Origin of the sequence: Pedobacter frigidisoli (assembly GCF_032678525.1) — a bacterium.
Lineage (GTDB): Bacteria > Bacteroidota > Bacteroidia > Sphingobacteriales > Sphingobacteriaceae > Pedobacter > Pedobacter frigidisoli_A.
This window is the reverse complement of the sequence record NZ_JAVTSE010000001.1, coordinates 1056042-1073137: the sequence shown is the minus strand read 5'-3', so window position 1 is coordinate 1073137 and position 17096 is coordinate 1056042. Positions and strand designations below refer to the sequence as shown.

Sequence of the window (17096 nt, the reverse complement as noted above, 5' to 3'; positions counted from 1 at the left end):
TTGATTAATGTCTGGCAATTCCAATCAATGCCCGCTCTTCCATTCTTTTCAGGATAACTGCCGAGCCCAGTTGTTTTGAAACGGCTTCGGCATCAAACTTTCCGTCCGCTACATATTTTCCTTTGGTATAGTGGTTAGAATAGCTCCATAAATAAGGCGAATTAATACTATGGAACTTGAAATACCCGAAACCATTATAGGCTTCCAGCTTTCTCAAAATTGTAGGCAGGTTCCAGTTCTGTATCTGATCAAACCGCATAAACTTCAACGCATCAACCGCGCTCTCTTCAAAAGTAAAAGGCGGCTCATGCCCTACCTTCGGTCGGTTCGCAGGAACCCTTACCGTATAATTTGTCAAAGGATCACCATTGTGAAGGTGTTTTTTAAACGAGAAACTACACTCCAGATAGTGTGCACAGGCTATAAAGTACCAGGGGATATTTGAAGACCCCGAAGCAAAGTTTACAAGGGCAGTATCAAACGGATTTTTAAATTGAAATGGATTCTTAGGAATTCCCATCGAGAGCAAATCACTCTCCTCAGGCGATTTCAGACTAAAAAAATCACGTTGTGCACCTTCCAATTGAGGTGTAAATGAAAAGAAATTTACAGGTGGATTCAGATTCACCTTACCAGCAACAGCATCCGAAATTTTAGTGTAGATACTCTTATTGGCTACAACGTTATCATCAATTACCTTGTCTATATCGCCAATTTTAGTTGCATCAATAACGCAATCTTCAAAAAGCTTAATATATTCCAGGTCAGTAGGCTGTGATGGTTTTACCACAGGTCCTGCTTTCGATTTTACCGCTGGTTTGACATTTTTTTTCTTTCTCATAGGCTTGAGCGTAAATGAAAATCAAATCAACCGAAACAATTTACCAGAATGAAACGGAATCAAAAATGCATTTGAAGGGGCCCTTAGATAACAGGCGCCTTCAAATGTTTTTACTAATGATTATGCTTTTGGCCAGTCATTCTCATGCTCGGCGTTACCCAGCTTTAGCTTTCTGGCCGAAACCACAAAACTTAAGGTCATCGGCGTATTGTCATTAACCGCAATGCCTTCATTATATTGGATGATGTAGCCGTCTTCAAACGACAACTCTTTCATCTTCGCATCCTCTTCTCCTTTTTTAAAGATGATATTGCCTGATAGTGGCTTGTATTGGTTGTTCACCATCGATTCGATTACCGAAGTATCCTCAGTCGACTCGATTTCGATATTAATGGTTCCACCATAAACACCAGACGACGGACGGCCTTTTGCGTCAACATCTCTGCTTAAAGAAAAGCTGCACTGTAATACATCAAATTCTTTTGATCCTAAATTTAAACGGGTTTTAAATGCCATGATAAGTTTTTTTTAGTAATTGAAAGATAATAATTTTTGGACTTGAAGCTTATTAAGCTTTAGGCCAGTCGTTCAGATGCTCTGCATTACCAAGCTTAAGCTTGCGCGCAGAAATCTGAAATTTCAACGTCATCGGATGATCTCCCACAATGTTTATCCCTTCGGAATATTTAACAATGTAGCCATCCTCGAAGTTTACTTCTTTCATTTTGGCATCTTCCTCTGTCTTTTTGATCAGAAGAGTTCCCGTAATAGGTTTGTATTGGTTGTTTACCATTGCTTCGATAATTGAGGTGTCCTCTGTCGATTCGATCTCAATATCAATGGTTCCGCCATAGACTCCGGAAGAAGGTCTTCCCTTAGCATCTACATCGCGATTTAACGCATAGGCACAATGAAGCACATCGTACTCCTTGCCTGAAAAATTTAAGCTAGCTTTGAAAGCCATAGTTTTAAAATTTAAAGGTTAAAATAAAAATTGATTTAGCACAGCATCCGCCGGCATCAAAACACGTCCAAAGATCAGGCCAAACACCGACATATCACACTCATTATGAGCGACTAGTAACGGCAGTCATTAGTTTAATAAACGAAAAACCGCCATCAAATGCTTCTCACATTATGTTTCTGGTAATCTGGAGAAGGATTAATTTAATTCAGAAAAGTATTCCACAAATGTGAATACCAAACAGCTGATTAGAAACAGTGTAGCATTTCGCTACAGGGTGTGTATTTTTTATCCATACCTATCATACGATCACGATCTTAATAATAATAAAGATAGCTACCGCCTGAATAGTGCAACATAGTGAACAATCTCTTCCACCGATTTATCATAGCCCCCAATATAAACTTTGATAACTTTGCCGCGATAAATAAAATAGAGCTGAAATCAGTTCGTCCTCCAGGTATCCTCTGTCTGTTCTTTCCAAAATTGCTCTATTACAGGGTAATTCGCATAAAGAAGTATACCATATGTGATCTCCCTATTAGTGAACAGATAAATGATTTTTAACTTGATATGTAGCCTTTCTGCACCCCCAGAAAACTTGTAAACTAAGGTAAAAAAAAGCAAAATTAAATGACAGACAAAGAACCACCAACACATCAGGTTTCAAACCAAGAGCCATAGAGATCAAATAAATAATTAAACCAATCGGAATAATCAATGCCATAGTATATAAACCCTTGAACAAATTGTTCTTAGCATTTGCCGCTGCTTCACTCGTACTGTAATAAAGATCTAAAAAATTAAGTAGCAGGAAAAAAAGTGATATGAGTAATAAATAAGTATGATCTAAAATATACTGGTTTGTATCCATAACGTCAGCCAGTATATCATGAATAGCATTTTTAAACAGCAAGTATGGAATACCGAAAACAGCAAGCAAGACGCCAATGTATACGATCCGGAAAAATGTTTTTTTATCGAATTCTTTCGATTGCTCTGCTAAATAACTCCTCATAATCACGCCTCGAAAACGGGATGGCCTGAAGGCGAACAAAACAGCGACCAGACAATAGTATTCAATTTGAAATATCGTCAACTGAAAACCGTCATTTGTAGAGGCAATTGCATACGCACTCGATGACTTTAGAAAAAAAGAAGATATAAGGGAAATGATTATGTATGCCCGGAATGCTAAAGAATAATAAAATACGACCTGTAAAATATTTTTAATTCTCATTCCTCGATGATTACCTGATTAATGTGAGCTTTGCTCCCGGACTTTTTCTGTGAAAAAGAGCCATCTCCAAAACCGCATTTTTTTGATCTTCTGAAGAATAGAACAAAAAGCCGCATGGCTTCGATGGCAAGGATAATCCTACTACCTTTCCTGATCCGTGGAAAGATAAGTGATAATCCTGATAGGGTATCTTCATCAATAGGCCGGGTAAAGTTGGAATAAGCCGGCTCTGCCTTTTCTCATCCAATGGCCCCTTAAAGTAGAATGAATTAAATACTTCTTCCTGCCGTTCATGGCATAATGCAAGGTAACGGCTTAAGTCCCTGTTTCTAAATATGTCCAGCAGCTCATCATATATTAATCCAACCTCCTTGATTATTCTCTCTTTGTCTTCTTCTATCAATGGCACCGAAGATTGCCAACCCAATTGATGATATGGAACTGAAGCATCGAAATTACCGGCATAAACGTAAGTCTGACTCGGAGATTTAGTGGAAAAATCAACCTCCGGCATTTCTACCAGCAATGTTCTGGGCTTATCATTTACAAATGCATCACGAACATAAACCTTCAGTGATAAACTGGCACTCTTATGAATGTAATCATCGCCTTCGTAGGGTTTGCTTGTAATTGTGAATGATTGCCTTCCTGACGAAAGAATATTTGGATTTACAGGCCAGTCCACCGCCACCCCTCCCTGCTCATCACTCTTAAAGCAGGGCATATCATTAACAGTGAGTTCCACACGGCAATTTCTCGACCTGACTTCAATTTCGTATAAAGGATGCTGATAACTATGATACATAATTTACTCTTTACAGGATTTATCTAAACACAACTGGATAGGATTCGAAAAACGGGATATATCAAACTTACTATCAGCCCTTTTCTTTTCAGTAATCAACAGATAATAGAGATAGCCCTCACCTTCCATCTTATCTGAATAGGCTAGAGAAATGTATTTTTTCGGTGTATCCCACTGGTAATTATGAAGCGCATTTTTGATCTTAAGTTTTACTTCATATTTTCCATATTTCTGGTTAATCTTCGATAAAATATCCATAGGTTTCGCACTAACCAGGCTCAGCTTTACCGCAGCAAATTTCCCGGTCTGATCCGAAATAAACTGGCTTTTAACATCATTAAACTGTTCATCAATGAAATAAACTTTTAAACCCGGATTGTTTTTACTGTTTAAAAAATATTGGTGACCTACAATACCACCAGCTGACGAATTGCCTTTCTCACTCCGTTTAAAAGACCCTGTCGACTTTGAAAATAATGTGTCCAAATTCTCAGCAAACGTTACAGCATCCAAATTAAAGTTTCCAAATTTCGAACCCAGGTATTTTGGATTTTTTTTGATTTGAGCATCGCAGCCCGACAGGAAAAACAATGCAATAAAAGTGAATAATATACTATTTTTCATTTAATTCGATTTTACCAGATTTATAAAGCGTTTTATCGTCAAATAGTTTCATCTTGTTAGAATAACTTGGGTTATAGGTAACTTTTGATAGCAAAAGTTCATAACAGGTTATGGTAATGCTTGCTGGATTCCACACCACTGACGATTCTTTGTATTGTTTACCAGTATTCAGGTTATACCCTACTTCCTCAGTAAAAGTAAAGGTGGTGCTGGCAGCTCCCTCTACTTTCCATTTTTCCATTTCAGTAGTTTCTGTAACCCCTCCCCTGGTTACAGTCGGAATCATAATCACATCGTTACTCTTACAGCCTGCCTTTATAGTGATGGCTACTTCATACTCAACCTTTTGCTGTCCCTTATTCCTGAAACCGTCAATTTTATTATAAGATAAACTTAAATTTACCTTCACAGCTTGCGCAACTTCGAATGTGATGTAAATGTCCGAATCCGACAAATACTCAATAACACTGATAATTGCACGCACAATGGCACCTACATATGGGATCTTTCCGATCAACGGTACAAGGTCAACCGAAATAGTTAATCCGATTAGCGGGTCTGCCCTCAATCCGCCAGTATAGATTGGTACAATACTTTTGGTACTGGCTGCACCAAATTTCCAGCCTAAAGCAAAACCAAGATTCGGCGGATCTATAGCAAAATCAATTTCAATCACCCTTTTGCTCACCGCAGCGCTCTGTCCAACACCGCCCTGTGGATTTAATACCTGCAATCCTTCATGCACCATATCAAATGCATATACAGCAGTATCGATAGTCTTTTTTACGTTTTCAAGCCCCAGGGTATGTTCATTGCCATTTTCTACACATTTCCCCTTCAATGACCACCCCAGATTTGAAGTTTGAGTCGCTTCAACGTGCAAATCATCTTTCAGGTATTTAAAGTCGTATCCCCGGTGATGCCCCTCCATCCGTTCCCTTTCATATCTGATCTTGCCACTATAACCTCTTCCAACTGTAACCATAAACGCAATTTCCCATTCAACATCTGGGAATACCCTCACTTTAACCAGTTGGTTAGGATAACGACAGGTACTCACGGGAAGAAAATAACTTTGTGAAACCTGTTCGTTCAAAATAAAGTAATTGAATACCCAAAGTGAATTTAAAGCACTGTTATTTTGAGTTGAAACCTTACTCTGCAGGTTTTCCAGCACTGTTTTATTATAAACATACCGCAACATCAAAATCGCTTCATCATCCCCATTAAATTTATAATCGCGATTTAACTGCCAATCCTGGATTTCACTCACATCATTGGATAAACCCTTTGCAGTATCCGGCTGAACATCCTGATCATCTTTCTGACTAATATCAGGTTGTGTAATGTACACCCCACCGTTTAACCTCAATGCGGGTTGAACTTTATCCACTTGAAATAGATTCTTTTGATCCGCATGTTTTTGTCCGGCCTCCAACAGTAAACCATTACATAACACTCCTTTTGTAGTAAGCTTACCAACTTTAATACTAATTTCTTTCCTGGCATCCCCCGCAATAATATCGAAGGTCTGTGCAGTCCGGTCAATAACCTTATCTGCGGCGTCCTCATCAAATATAATCAATTCGGTATCGTCACTCTTTACCGTAATCGTCGAATACCCACAAGGATCAAATTCTTTATGGGTGTACCTGATATCACCAATAAACTGAAGCTGATTAGCTTTTTGGGCCTCCATGCGCTTCAGATATTGATCCATTAACTCCGAAGAAACGATAAACCTGCTCGACTCAGATGGTTTGTTATCAAGATCCCTTAATTGAAGTAATGACGGATCGTACTGCACCAGATCCATTGTAGGCTCCGCTGCAAAATTCTTCGTCTTAACCAGTGTCTGCCCGTTTTTATCTTTCCGGTAAACTTCTACAACAAGACTAAATTCTTTCTCCCGGTTCTCTCCCTTTTTCCAGGCAATGTCAATTGGAAAACTCCCGCTCATCCGCACATTAAAGTCATCACCCCCGCCAGTTCGGGGAATATCAAAAACTTTGATTTTTTCCCATACATTATGCGCTTCAAAATCTTTCGTTTCATGTAAACCAGCCCCTGTCGGCTTCTCTAAAAGATACATCTTTACGCTATAGTCTTTACCCTTCTCTAAATTATAACCGTGAAAGGCAATCTGGTAAGGTATGGTCTCTCCATATCGTCGTATCCGTTCACTTTCAGTAAAGTAAGCATATAAAATATTGGATTTGGTAACAGGTACAATGTAGAAATAAAAACCTGAGCCAGGCTCAAAACTGAAGACTTCGACTCTTTGCTTAAAACCGAAATAAAAATGATCTCCGGCCGGTGCAAACCTGATGCTGCTGCCGGTTTTGTATTTCGTACCCAACCCCCACTTATTCACCGGCGCAGTACCACCCGACAGGTTACCCCAAAGTGAGTTATCATTACTTTTCTGTACGGCAGAAAAAAAACCATTGTATATAAATGCCCATCTTGCGCCATCAACAGTAGCTTTTTTATTTTTACTACTATCATCGATACAGCTTTCATCAACATAAAATTCATTAAGCTCATCGGCATTCAACTGATATTCTCCACCCTCAGCTACAGTGTAGATCGTGCCGTTTGTCGTTTTCCAATAACACTTTTTTATTCCTCTCGCCATGTTACTTATTCGGCATTTAAAAATTCGTAAAACGATTGTTTATTCAGCTCCTTCATATTAACCAAAGGATTGATCTGCGACTGCTGATCCTCATCCGCATTATCTACATTTTGTTGTGAGGGCTGCCCCTTTTGTCCTGTTTTCGTGATCAAAATACATGGCGATCCGCTGATCGAACATACCCCTTTGCTATCTTCAACCAAAACCTGCCCGCTGTTAATCAGCACCATATCTTTATACTGCTCCTTCCATTCTGTGAGCGCCGGAACACAAGGATTATAACCGCCCCCATTTGGCTGCAGCTTACACTGCCCAAAAGTATTTTTCTCAAAGGTCATCCCGATATCAACGTGCGAGGCAATTAGTTTCTGCCCGCCATCCATATCGTTTACATAGTGCTTCTCCTGGGTCAGCACCTTCAATTTGTCAGGAGCCGTACCATATTTACACTGGCAGGTGGCTCCCTGAACAACTATTTCTTTCTGCGACATACCTTTTCTAGCTTAATTGTCAACTCATTAATCTTGCCCAAAAACCTTTTTTCTTTACCTCCCCCAACATCTCCTCGTCTTTCTCCTGCAAAAGCTGTCCATTCACGGGTTCTTGCATGGTTTCCATCTCATAAGCAGAGAAGAAAATCCGCTTCTCGCTTTCCCTGCCATTAAGCAGGCTCCAGTTTACCGTGGCATGCTTAAGCAAACCGCCGGCCTGGTCTAAATCCCACTGGGCCTCTAAAAGCATTTCATTAGCCACCTTCGCGCGCAGTTGAAAACGTAAATCCTCAGTCAGCATTTCCGTCGAACGGAAACCCACATGGTAGGTTCCATAATCGGTATATACTGGATCGATCCATTGCCGGCCTTCAAATACCAGATTCCGGTAAGCAACAGCAGGAAAACTAAATCTCATCTCCCGATCCAGGCCCGATCCGTATTTAAAATATTGTGGATGAAAAAACACACTCCAGAACATGTCTAACCGAAGCGCATATTCAAGCTCCACGCGGTTAGCCAGCTTTTGATCCATCTTTTTCAAATACAATTCTGTAATGTCACCCTCGAATTTATCGCTGATTCTTTCCTTAGTCTTCATCCACCGGTTTAAAATATCCGGATGGTTTACAATCCCCCTGAAAATCTCATTCTCTCTATTCACATCAACCTTCACCGGAAAAATAGCCCCCATTGCAAGGCTGGCCAGCTGCTCACTTACCAGGTCAGGCTCGTGCCTGTCAATGTATAATTCCACTTTATCAAAACACAATTGCCAGGTTTTGTGCTCGTTCTTAAACTGTTCTACACTCAACTCAATCTGATAATCAATCCGCTTAGATACCGCCTCACTACCCGATTCATAATACCTGACCGTAACCCCGTACCGCTTTCGGGACCGGGGCTTCGGTGAGAAATTTATCGCGTTCCCATCAATTAATGAAACCTTTAATGTAGCTGAAGTATTCAATTGATCAATCGTCTTATCCATCTCCTCAATTTAGTAAATCACACGTTTGCCGTCCGAATTTGGGTCCATGCCTATCCCCTCGCGCCTGGCCGACCAGTGCAAATATTTATTTCTCAGCACGCGTAAGTCTTCCTGCTTCTTCCGCTCCTGTTGATATTCGGCCAGGTTTTTTTCCGGTATCCTGGCACCGGCATATTTTTGATCCAGCTGAGCCAAAGATTTAAAACGATAAGGCGCTCCATTCCCCATCACATAGTCTTTTAAATAGCCCTTAACCCTAACCAGCAACGGATCATCAGAAATAATATATTTACTGTCTGTTAGTGCCTGCAGGTTAATTGGGGCACTATTATTTTTCCCATACTCCCCCATAAAATGTAGCGGGATATAACTATATTCTTTTTTGATAAAACGGGTGCCTTTTAGTGCCCAATACGCAAAACCTCCGGTAATTTCCAGTTCACTCTCTTTATACCAGGCCTGGTCTATTAAGTTTTTTTTAAAGGGATCAAGGTTAAACTTACTGGTCCAGGAGGTTTCCAGCTCTTCCTTTACTTCCTTACCAGTATCGTAACTTCCGCCAACATCGCTGTGCACACCGGGAAACGATTTCTCCTTACCTGTGTTTACCCGCGTAAGAGAGAAATTCTGCCTGTGCTCGTCTTCAGCGATAAAATGTACCACAGCCTGAGCCCTTCCAATCGCATTTAAATGCAGTTCCTCAACATCGTTGAAATTAGGCATCGGACTGATATATTTTGAATAAGATGATACCGTATCAAAAACCCCCAGAAACCGCACTTTGATCTGGTTAGCAGTAATTTTATATCCCGCTTGGCTCAGCGTCAATCCCAGATGACCGCAAGCTGGTAAAACATCCAGACCCGTTGGTTTTCCATCCGAATCGAATTTCGATATCGTCCCAGATCTCGGTTCAACAATAATACTGGCTCTGTATTCAGATTTCCCTATTTCGTACACAAAATTGCGGGCTGCAGCTGCACCCCTGCTAAAACCAAAAACGTCCAAAGTAATACTGCGGAGTTTCTTGGTTGCATTCGCTTTCAGAATCTTCACAATCTTTTCATTCACAATTTTTTCGCACCCAATGCGCACCTTACCCCTGATACCAGTATCACCCGAACCAAAAGCATAGCCAATGGTACTGTCTTCCTTTCGGTCTTCTGTACCAATACCTTCAATATAAAGGCTTTTGCTCTTATCATACTGATCCCACAAACGGGCTACGTTCGACCAGTCGTTCCAGTAACTGCTTTCATCATCATCCTTTCCGTATTTATTAAACGCAGCACTGTTTTTCTGGCGCTCTTCAGTATTTGTTTTACTGTTTTTAGTGCCATCAAAAAATATCCCCAGATTAATATCCAGATACTCAACAGTATTGTTTTTAGGGGTGTAGGCACCAAGTTGAACACTAGTCATATCAATCCAGATTTTTATTGATCCTAACCTTATTACTGTTCAATTTTACCTCCCGTTTAGCATTCTTTAATAAAAGCTGTGCATCCGTTGCGGTTTCATTCAACCTGATCACCAAATCTATCGGAGACTCATCACCCAAAGCCTCAAAAGCGCCGCTAATCTCCTTTTCATCAATCGGCTTAATCTCCACGCCGTTCCTTTGGCCTGCCTTATCCATCCAGTTTACAGATATATACTTTGGCAATGCACGTTTCGAATAGCTATTAAGCGCATCACCAAAAAGATTCTCTTCTTCCCCATTCAACAGGTTATAATAAACTAAAGAAACTTTCTCCCCTTCAGGAACTAAGACATTTACCTTCCACTCATATTTCTTTCTATAGCGCTCATAAACATCCATATCAGGCATGCCGTATTGGGCTACTTTCGCTTTGATTTCCGGTTTCATCACCATATCATTCCCCAACGTTTTTGCAATAAAATCCGGCCTGAACATGTATTTGGCATTATCATAGGCCTGTTCGGCAGTAATGGTGGTATCATGGGCCTGAAATGCACCAACCTCTGTCTGAAAACCCGCACCACTCAACCATACAACCACCTTCCCTTTCGGCGCTAAACCAACTTTAACCAGTTTGTAAGTTTCCTTCTGCTTCGTCCGGTCATCAATAAAACCCTGCGCAAATAAGGTCGCAATGCGGCTCTTGTCAAGCTTCCATTTGCCCGTATAAAATTTCTTTTCCATAAGTGATAACCAGGTAAAAGCCAGCGAGTCTGGTGCCTCCATTTGTTTTTCGGTTACCGACATAATACCTCCGTCATTTCCCCAACCCGTATTCTGTGTACCCCATATCGCATCGAAACCATAAGTAAAATCCTGTGCAATGATCGCGCCTTTATAAACCTCCATAGGATATTCTTCTGGTGCCGAAACAGTACCGGTCCACTCAAATTTTTCTTCCATTTTTTGTCCTTTACAACTTGTAATTGCCAGCAATACCAGCACTAGCAAGGCATACCTGTTTTGCTTAAAAATCATGATTTATTCCCGCTGGATACTATTTTTTTGTTGCTCGCCAGGGCGAGATTCCCCGATGTGGCCTCTACGTTCATTACCTGACTGATTTTCTCCAGCTTGACTCCAACACGCAACTCATAGTGCTGTGTAACTGCTATCGTAATATTTTTTGCCTGTCTGATGATCGCCATTTAGAATAGATTAGATTTTTCCGCACTGTTCAGTTCAACGATCTTTCCACTTTGCATGGTCATATTTTCTTTGGCACTAAACAGGCTGATTTCCGATGCAATCTCATTCGAAGTGTCCGATATCCTGTTAAAATCCTTGGTTACCAGCTCCGTCCGGTTGTTTGATGTTTCCGAAACATTACCAACCGCACTCAGCGAATAGTTATTTCCGGCAGTCGTGGCAATATCTTTACCCGCATTTGTCGACTGGTTTTGCCCCACCTGTATATCCATATTCTCCTGAACGTTGATCTGCATATTCTTACAGTTCAAACTCATATTCTCAAGCGCAGTGATCGTAATGTTATTGCCTTTCGTATCAATATGAATCACATTATTATGGATATCGGTAATTTTAATTCCTTGCGTATTGGCATTATCGTCAAACTCAATCAAATGTCCGCTCCGGGTAGTCAGGCTTTTTAAATGATTTTGTATCTGCGGTGCACTGTCCACATTACTGCGGTTATAAATACTTCCCATCACTATCGGGCGGGCAATATTCCCCTCCTCAAAAGCCACCATCACCTGGTCACCGATTTCAGGAATGGCAAAAAATCCACGGTTAGACCCACGCTCGCCTGTTCCGGCGTTCGGACTAACAACCCTCAGCCACTCCGTAGTATCATTCGTTAAACATTCCCATTTCAGCTTCACCTTGATTCGGCCAAGACCCTCCGGATCGTGATTGTCCACTACCCCCGCAATCTGCATATCTGCATAGGGCTTCCGGTAATTTTTTACCGTAATCCGCTCCGTGCTCGATACCAGACCTTCAAAAGTATTGTAATATTTACCTATCCCATCTACGTGATGATGGATACCCGTAATCAGAAACTTACCCAAACTTTCCGTAACAAAAGCCAGCTCTTTCCTTACACTCATCGTAATTTCCGCAATACTACCTATACTCAACTCCGCATTGTCTCCCTTAGCCGTGATCTTTAAAAGTCCCGAAATATTAGCCTTTTCCTCATTCTCCACATGGCTTTTTATATCCTCGCTATTATCAACACGGATCATTGTCGGCTGATTATACATTTTACTGTACATGCTATTCGATGCTTTTACCGCATGTGCCAAATCAGGGTGCCCGTCAGTTTTTCCGCTACTCTCACTTTGCAACACCTCGTCGGCTTTTGGATTGTAGGCAAAACGCTTATTTTTAATCGGCGCAACCTCCATCGCATACTGCAGATTCTGTACATCCCTGCCATAAAACAAGGCCACTTCTTTTTGCTCATCGGGCTTACCGAAATGCAACTGCTTTCCGTCGTAAAAAAACCATTCGTGGTATTCGCCCGAAAGCCTGTTCAGAAACTCAAAGTCACTCTCTTTATATTGAATGATGTAGTCGATATGCGATTTACGCGTGGCATTAGCAACAATCTTCAAATCGTTTGCAGGAGTATCCCGGGTAGCCAGCTTCACAATTTCATTTAAATCCTTATCCAGGTACGATCCCAGGTCTTCACCGCGATCAATCAATATAGTCGGGCTGTATCCGCTAACAATTAAAACGCCGTGGTAACCGTGGGTTTGCGACAATTCTACTTTAGTGACCAACCCCGAAAATCGCTGTAAACCTTCCTGACTAAAGCCGAAAGATGCGGTAAGGGTTTTCCCTACAAAATCCCGGCTGTCATCCAGATTAATCAGTCCGGGTGCCCCCATTTGATCATGGTTGAAACGCAGCTCAAAATAATGATGATGATTGAATTGTTGTTGTAATGTGAAGGAAGCAAAATGCGTAATTGCCTTATCTTCTATATTGATTTCTGTAAATAGTTTCTTTTCCATAGTATTCGATCCATTACGCCACAAACCCCCAAATGAAATACTTGCAAACATTAGATAGAAGTCCATTGTACAATGAACCACATTTGAGATATAGATACTGGTTAGGAAACCAGATGGGTGTCAGCAATGGAATGGTGAGATGATTTTGCATAGGTAGAGCATTTAAATATTTCAGTTTGCCGAAATTCCGGACCGGATGAAAACAGCCGGGAGCGCGTTTAAAAAATTAAAACTAATCAGAATGATGAGTAAAAATCTGTATAAAACAAAGCGACCAGTTTAACCGGTCGCTTTAAAATATTTTATTTGCCGGTTACGCTTTTGGCCAGTCATTCTCATGCTCGGCGTTACCCAGCTTCAGCTTTCTGGCCGAAACCACAAAACTTAAGGTCATCGGCGTATTGTCGTTAACCGCAATGCCCTCATTATATTGGATGATGTAGCCGTCTTCAAACGACAGCTCTTTCATCTTCGCATCCTCTTCTCCTTTTTTAAAGATGATATTGCCTGATAGTGGCTTGTATTGGTTGTTCACCATCGACTCAATCACTGAAGTATCTTCAGTCGACTCGATTTCGATATTAATGGTTCCACCATAAACACCAGACGACGGACGGCCTTTTGCGTCAACATCTCTGCTTAAAGAAAAGCTGCACTGTAATACATCAAATTCTTTTGATCCTAAATTTAAACGGGTTTTAAATGCCATGATAAGTTTTTTTTAATAATTGAAAGATAATAATTTTTGGACTTGAAGCTTATTAAGCTTTAGGCCAGTCGTTCAGATGCTCTGCATTACCAAGCTTAAGCTTGCGCGCAGAAATCTGAAATTTCAACGTCATCGGATGATCTCCCACAATGTTTATCCCTTCGGAATATTTAACAATGTAGCCATCCTCGAAGCTTACTTCTTTCATTTTGGCATCTTCCTCTGTCTTCTTGATCAGAAGGGTTCCCGTAATAGGTTTGTATTGGTTGTTTACCATTGCTTCGATAATTGAGGTGTCCTCTGTCGATTCGATCTCAATATCAATGGTTCCGCCATAGACTCCGGAAGAAGGTCTTCCCTTAGCATCTACATCGCGATTTAACGCATAGGCACAATGAAGCACATCGTACTCCTTGCCTGAAAAATTTAATCTAGCTTTGAAAGCCATAGTTTTAAAATTTAAAGGTTAAATAAAATTGAATATTTGCAGCCTCCGCCGCCATCCAATATTAACCAAAGATCAGGCCAAAAACACGCGATAGAATTTTCGCTAAATGGTTATATGTAGACGTTTTCAACTTTGAACAGACAAGAACAAGTCAGAATTGGGCTACAGTAGAAAGTCTGATAGAAATACAGGCTCCAGGAGATAGGTAAAAAAGAAATGTATTTTTTCTAATACAATCGCAAAATGATAAGTGATGTAGAAAAAGGCAACAACCTGTAGCTTTTTTCTACACTTCCGTATTTAAAAATCTTCATTAAATCAGTTGACTGCCAAACTTCTCCATTTTGACCAGCCATTTCTGACTATAATGGTTATCCAGTGAATGTAAAGCGCCGATCGTATTCGTCAAAACCGGACTCATTCGGCATTTTTCCAGTACCGGCTTCTTAATTGATAAATAAGTGGTTTTTTTATTCGCTTTCCATTCCTTAAAAGTAGCTTCATCCAGGATAGAAACAATGCGCGCTGAACGGCCACTGAAATTATTATTGATGTTTTGATGTGAGCTGAAAATCTGGTCAGGCATAAACAAACGATCGAAAAAACCTTTGATTTTTGCAGGAATATGATCTACATACACAGGGCAAAACAATACCACATGCTGACTCTGCCTGATGGCTTGAAGCGATTTCTGCAAATCTGGTTCCAGCTCAGCAATCTGCCGGTTGTTAAATAATTTGTTAGGATTGAAAATGAGATCTATTATGGCCAGTTCTTTTACTGTTGCACCTGCACTTTCAGCACCTTTCTTATAGGCATTAATCAGGAAATTTGTAGACTCGGTTTTTTCGATATCCCCGTTTAGGATAAGTACTTGCTTCATTTTTTGGATTAATCTGATCTGGCCGATGCGTTACAAAATTATAAAGAATTTGTTAACTCCAATAGATATGCCAATAAAAAACCCAGCTTTTTGGGCTGGGTTCTTTATATTTCAGATTAAATTCAGCTTATTGCTGGTCGTATGCGGTATTCCAGGTGGTACTTTCATCCTCACCTTTGTGGCCATCTAGTTTCACCACAAAACTCTTTGCAGGGAAGTATGGCGTAATGTGAATATCCAGATGAATCCTGTCTTTTTGTTGTTCATCACGCTCGAAACGCATAATCTTAAACCTTTCAATCAATCGGTCAGCACCCTGAATACCATCCAGAAACTTCACAATCTGGCCACGCAAATCCTGTTCGGTTTTCGATGTCCAGTTCTCAAATGCCCGTCTGTTAAGAAAATCGAATAAAACTTTCGTAATGTAGTCAAATACCCTCACCACTGAATACGTTTGTAGCCCGATATTGTCGCCGTTAAACAAAGTTTTTGCAGAAAAAGCCATCACCTTACCATATTCGTTTACCATAGGCACTAAACCAACGCGTTCCAGATGGGAGATCTCGCTTTTTTTCAAATCGAATTTTACCCCGTCAACTTCGTTCATTGCACCATGTTTCTTACCTGCTGTAACCTGCGACATTAATGTATAATACATCTTCCCGGCAAGTGCCGCCGATCCCGGAACCGTCAAATCATCTTCCTCTCCAACTTCTGCTACTTTACCCCTGCCCACTAACCAGTTACAGGTCATAATCACGTTCGAACGGAAGGCATCGCCCCCGGTCAGATTAGCAGCAGTAAATAAATCAAGAACATCATCCGGCTGATCCAGATCCGCAAAGTCAGTTACCAGCATGGCCTTGTTGTTGTGCGCAATTTTACCCCAGCGCTCTACCACTTTATTTGATCCCATATACCCCGGAACAACCACTAGAGAGTAATTTTTACGCAAATCAAGGCGGTCGTAATTCTGTTTCAGTTCATCATCAACATATTCAATGAAACGTGGATTATCCAGATCTTTGATCTGATCCATCGAAGCATTCAGCAACACCACATTCTTAAGTTTATCTGACTCGGTATTTTTATAAAACAAATGCACAGAACGGTAAGCCTGTTCCAGTTCTCTTGTCGTTTCAAGAGCAGTACCAATGTTTTTATTTAAATTTTCTTCCGCAGCAGCTAATTTTCCCGTGCTCTTTTCAACCATGTCAGCTACAGAGTTCGACGATTCCAGAACATCAATCCACAATTGAAGCTTCTTCTGCAATTCTGCCCGTTCTTTTTTCTTTTCATCACCCGTTAAAAAAATCTGCTTCCTGGCCTTACGTTCAGGGTTTAAATTCTGAAGCCCGTCTACGGTAGCTTCTAATAAATCGAAACCTCCCACCCTGGCCAGTTGTTCCAGGTTATCTTTTAATGGTGTTTTTTCTATGGTTCTCGTCTCAGCTGACCGGTATGCAGCCTGATCGTTATTTTGTTCGGTTTGTAATTCCTGAGGATTTGACATAACTAAAGTTTTAGATCGTTAACTATTTATTTTGCTCCAATTCGTCTACAAAATTCTTTAAGGCACTAATGAATGCAGTTTTTGTTTCCTCATCATCCAGTGTGGCCTTCAATGTTTTGTTCGACTTGAGTTGCTTAATTACATTAAGCGACATTTCACGTTCAATGTTTACGTCGCTTAGGTAACTGCTTTGATTGATAATATTTTTCACGCCAAAGTCGCCCAACTCATGAAAGTTCAGCGTCTCACCCACAGTAGAGCCATCTTGCTTTTCAAAGGCTACCTTTACACTCGGCTTATAATGATCAAATACTTCCTTCACGGTTTTCAATCCTTCAACTTTTTCTGGCTTTATAGGTTCATTATCGGTTAGTTTCTGTACAAAAAGCGTTTTGTTGTGGGCAATTTCAGCAAAGGCTTCCGACGTGTCCACCTTGCGCTCATTACCGCCAATTTCATAATTAAACATAGTATGT

The 17096-nt window shown here is 40.6% G+C and carries 18 protein-coding genes; all 18 read right to left on the bottom strand.

Features of this window, described 5'->3' with window-relative positions; all coding sequences use genetic code 11:
• Positions 1–4: 4 nt before the first annotated feature.
• On the bottom strand, positions 5–841 hold the full coding sequence (locus tag R2Q80_RS04530; RefSeq protein ID WP_053058531.1) for a hypothetical protein: 837 nt from the start codon (positions 839–841) through the stop codon (positions 5–7).
• A 120-nt stretch (positions 842–961) separates the two neighbouring features.
• The gene (gene tssD, locus R2Q80_RS04525; RefSeq protein ID WP_047797262.1) at positions 962–1357 is read right to left on the bottom strand and encodes a type VI secretion system tube protein TssD; all 396 of its coding nucleotides are present in this window, start codon (positions 1355–1357) and stop codon (positions 962–964) included.
• A gap of 52 nt (positions 1358–1409) precedes the next feature.
• Positions 1410–1805, bottom strand: a complete 396-nt coding sequence (gene tssD / locus R2Q80_RS04520; RefSeq protein ID WP_316798444.1) for a type VI secretion system tube protein TssD — start codon at positions 1803–1805, stop codon at positions 1410–1412.
• A 541-nt stretch (positions 1806–2346) separates the two neighbouring features.
• Positions 2347–3045, bottom strand: coding sequence for a hypothetical protein (locus R2Q80_RS04515; RefSeq protein WP_316798443.1), 699 nt, complete (start codon positions 3043–3045; stop codon positions 2347–2349).
• A 10-nt stretch (positions 3046–3055) separates the two neighbouring features.
• A complete protein-coding gene (locus R2Q80_RS04510) occupies positions 3056–3850 on the bottom strand; it encodes a hypothetical protein (RefSeq protein ID WP_316798442.1) in 795 nt (264 codons plus the stop codon).
• Positions 3851–3853: 3 nt separating this feature from the next.
• The gene (locus R2Q80_RS04505; protein WP_316798441.1) at positions 3854–4474 is read right to left on the bottom strand and encodes a hypothetical protein; all 621 of its coding nucleotides are present in this window, start codon (positions 4472–4474) and stop codon (positions 3854–3856) included.
• Positions 4464–7112 carry a hypothetical protein gene (locus R2Q80_RS04500; protein WP_316798440.1) on the bottom strand — a complete coding sequence of 883 codons (2649 nt, stop codon included), beginning with the start codon at positions 7110–7112 and terminating at the stop codon, positions 4464–4466. Before R2Q80_RS04500 ends, R2Q80_RS04505 begins: the two co-directional genes overlap by 11 nt.
• Before the next feature lie 5 nt (positions 7113–7117).
• Positions 7118–7603 (bottom strand): DUF4280 domain-containing protein, encoded by a 486-nt coding sequence (locus R2Q80_RS04495; protein WP_316798439.1) that lies wholly within the window; start codon positions 7601–7603, stop codon positions 7118–7120.
• 19 nt (positions 7604–7622) lie between these two features.
• Positions 7623–8594 (bottom strand): hypothetical protein, encoded by a 972-nt coding sequence (locus R2Q80_RS04490; protein ID WP_316798438.1) that lies wholly within the window; start codon positions 8592–8594, stop codon positions 7623–7625.
• 9 nt (positions 8595–8603) lie between these two features.
• Complete coding sequence (locus tag R2Q80_RS04485) at positions 8604–10016, bottom strand: DUF2235 domain-containing protein (RefSeq protein ID WP_316798437.1); 1413 nt, start codon at positions 10014–10016, stop codon at positions 8604–8606.
• 1 nt (position 10017) lies between these two features.
• A complete protein-coding gene (locus R2Q80_RS04480; RefSeq protein WP_316798436.1) occupies positions 10018–11055 on the bottom strand; it encodes a DUF2931 family protein in 1038 nt (345 codons plus the stop codon).
• Positions 11052–11225 carry a hypothetical protein gene (locus R2Q80_RS04475; RefSeq protein ID WP_316798435.1) on the bottom strand — a complete coding sequence of 58 codons (174 nt, stop codon included), beginning with the start codon at positions 11223–11225 and terminating at the stop codon, positions 11052–11054. The genes R2Q80_RS04480 and R2Q80_RS04475 overlap by 4 nt, the downstream gene beginning before the upstream one ends.
• A complete protein-coding gene (locus R2Q80_RS04470; protein WP_316798434.1) occupies positions 11226–13064 on the bottom strand; it encodes a type VI secretion system Vgr family protein in 1839 nt (612 codons plus the stop codon).
• Between the two features lie 313 nt (positions 13065–13377).
• The gene (gene tssD, locus R2Q80_RS04465; protein WP_047797262.1) at positions 13378–13773 is read right to left on the bottom strand and encodes a type VI secretion system tube protein TssD; all 396 of its coding nucleotides are present in this window, start codon (positions 13771–13773) and stop codon (positions 13378–13380) included.
• Between the two features lie 52 nt (positions 13774–13825).
• Positions 13826–14221: a type VI secretion system tube protein TssD gene (gene tssD, locus R2Q80_RS04460; protein WP_316798433.1), complete on the bottom strand. Its 396-nt coding sequence runs from the start codon at positions 14219–14221 to the stop codon at positions 13826–13828.
• Positions 14222–14534: 313 nt separating this feature from the next.
• Positions 14535–15104, bottom strand: a complete 570-nt coding sequence (locus R2Q80_RS04455; RefSeq protein ID WP_316798432.1) for an NAD(P)H-dependent oxidoreductase — start codon at positions 15102–15104, stop codon at positions 14535–14537.
• Positions 15105–15231: 127 nt separating this feature from the next.
• Positions 15232–16620, bottom strand: coding sequence for a DUF5458 family protein (locus R2Q80_RS04450; protein ID WP_316798431.1), 1389 nt, complete (start codon positions 16618–16620; stop codon positions 15232–15234).
• Between the two features lie 22 nt (positions 16621–16642).
• On the bottom strand, positions 16643–17089 hold the full coding sequence (locus R2Q80_RS04445; RefSeq protein ID WP_316798430.1) for a hypothetical protein: 447 nt from the start codon (positions 17087–17089) through the stop codon (positions 16643–16645).
• Positions 17090–17096: the final 7 nt, after the last annotated feature.

What these genes read in the sequence shown, in the direction of transcription:
- tssD (WP_047797262.1), bottom strand. Translation starts at nt 1,357, where the DNA reads ATGGCATTTAAAACCCGTTTAAATTTAGGATCAAAAGAATTTGATGTA.
- tssD (WP_316798433.1), bottom strand. Translation starts at nt 14,221, where the DNA reads ATGGCTTTCAAAGCTAGATTAAATTTTTCAGGCAAGGAGTACGATGTG.
- R2Q80_RS04515 (WP_316798443.1), bottom strand. Translation starts at nt 3,045, where the DNA reads ATGAGAATTAAAAATATTTTACAGGTCGTATTTTATTATTCTTTAGCA.
- R2Q80_RS04450 (WP_316798431.1), bottom strand. Translation starts at nt 16,620, where the DNA reads ATGTCAAATCCTCAGGAATTACAAACCGAACAAAATAACGATCAGGCT.
- tssD (WP_047797262.1), bottom strand. Translation starts at nt 13,773, where the DNA reads ATGGCATTTAAAACCCGTTTAAATTTAGGATCAAAAGAATTTGATGTA.
- R2Q80_RS04445 (WP_316798430.1), bottom strand. Translation starts at nt 17,089, where the DNA reads ATGTTTAATTATGAAATTGGCGGTAATGAGCGCAAGGTGGACACGTCG.
- R2Q80_RS04455 (WP_316798432.1), bottom strand. Translation starts at nt 15,104, where the DNA reads ATGAAGCAAGTACTTATCCTAAACGGGGATATCGAAAAAACCGAGTCT.
- R2Q80_RS04495 (WP_316798439.1), bottom strand. Translation starts at nt 7,603, where the DNA reads ATGTCGCAGAAAGAAATAGTTGTTCAGGGAGCCACCTGCCAGTGTAAA.
- R2Q80_RS04480 (WP_316798436.1), bottom strand. Translation starts at nt 11,055, where the DNA reads ATGATTTTTAAGCAAAACAGGTATGCCTTGCTAGTGCTGGTATTGCTG.
- R2Q80_RS04530 (WP_053058531.1), bottom strand. Translation starts at nt 841, where the DNA reads ATGAGAAAGAAAAAAAATGTCAAACCAGCGGTAAAATCGAAAGCAGGA.
- R2Q80_RS04510 (WP_316798442.1), bottom strand. Translation starts at nt 3,850, where the DNA reads ATGTATCATAGTTATCAGCATCCTTTATACGAAATTGAAGTCAGGTCG.
- R2Q80_RS04485 (WP_316798437.1), bottom strand. Translation starts at nt 10,016, where the DNA reads ATGACTAGTGTTCAACTTGGTGCCTACACCCCTAAAAACAATACTGTT.
- R2Q80_RS04475 (WP_316798435.1), bottom strand. Translation starts at nt 11,225, where the DNA reads ATGGCGATCATCAGACAGGCAAAAAATATTACGATAGCAGTTACACAG.
- tssD (WP_316798444.1), bottom strand. Translation starts at nt 1,805, where the DNA reads ATGGCTTTCAAAGCTAGCTTAAATTTTTCAGGCAAGGAGTACGATGTG.
- R2Q80_RS04490 (WP_316798438.1), bottom strand. Translation starts at nt 8,594, where the DNA reads ATGGATAAGACGATTGATCAATTGAATACTTCAGCTACATTAAAGGTT.
- R2Q80_RS04470 (WP_316798434.1), bottom strand. Translation starts at nt 13,064, where the DNA reads ATGGAAAAGAAACTATTTACAGAAATCAATATAGAAGATAAGGCAATT.
- R2Q80_RS04500 (WP_316798440.1), bottom strand. Translation starts at nt 7,112, where the DNA reads ATGGCGAGAGGAATAAAAAAGTGTTATTGGAAAACGACAAACGGCACG.
- R2Q80_RS04505 (WP_316798441.1), bottom strand. Translation starts at nt 4,474, where the DNA reads ATGAAAAATAGTATATTATTCACTTTTATTGCATTGTTTTTCCTGTCG.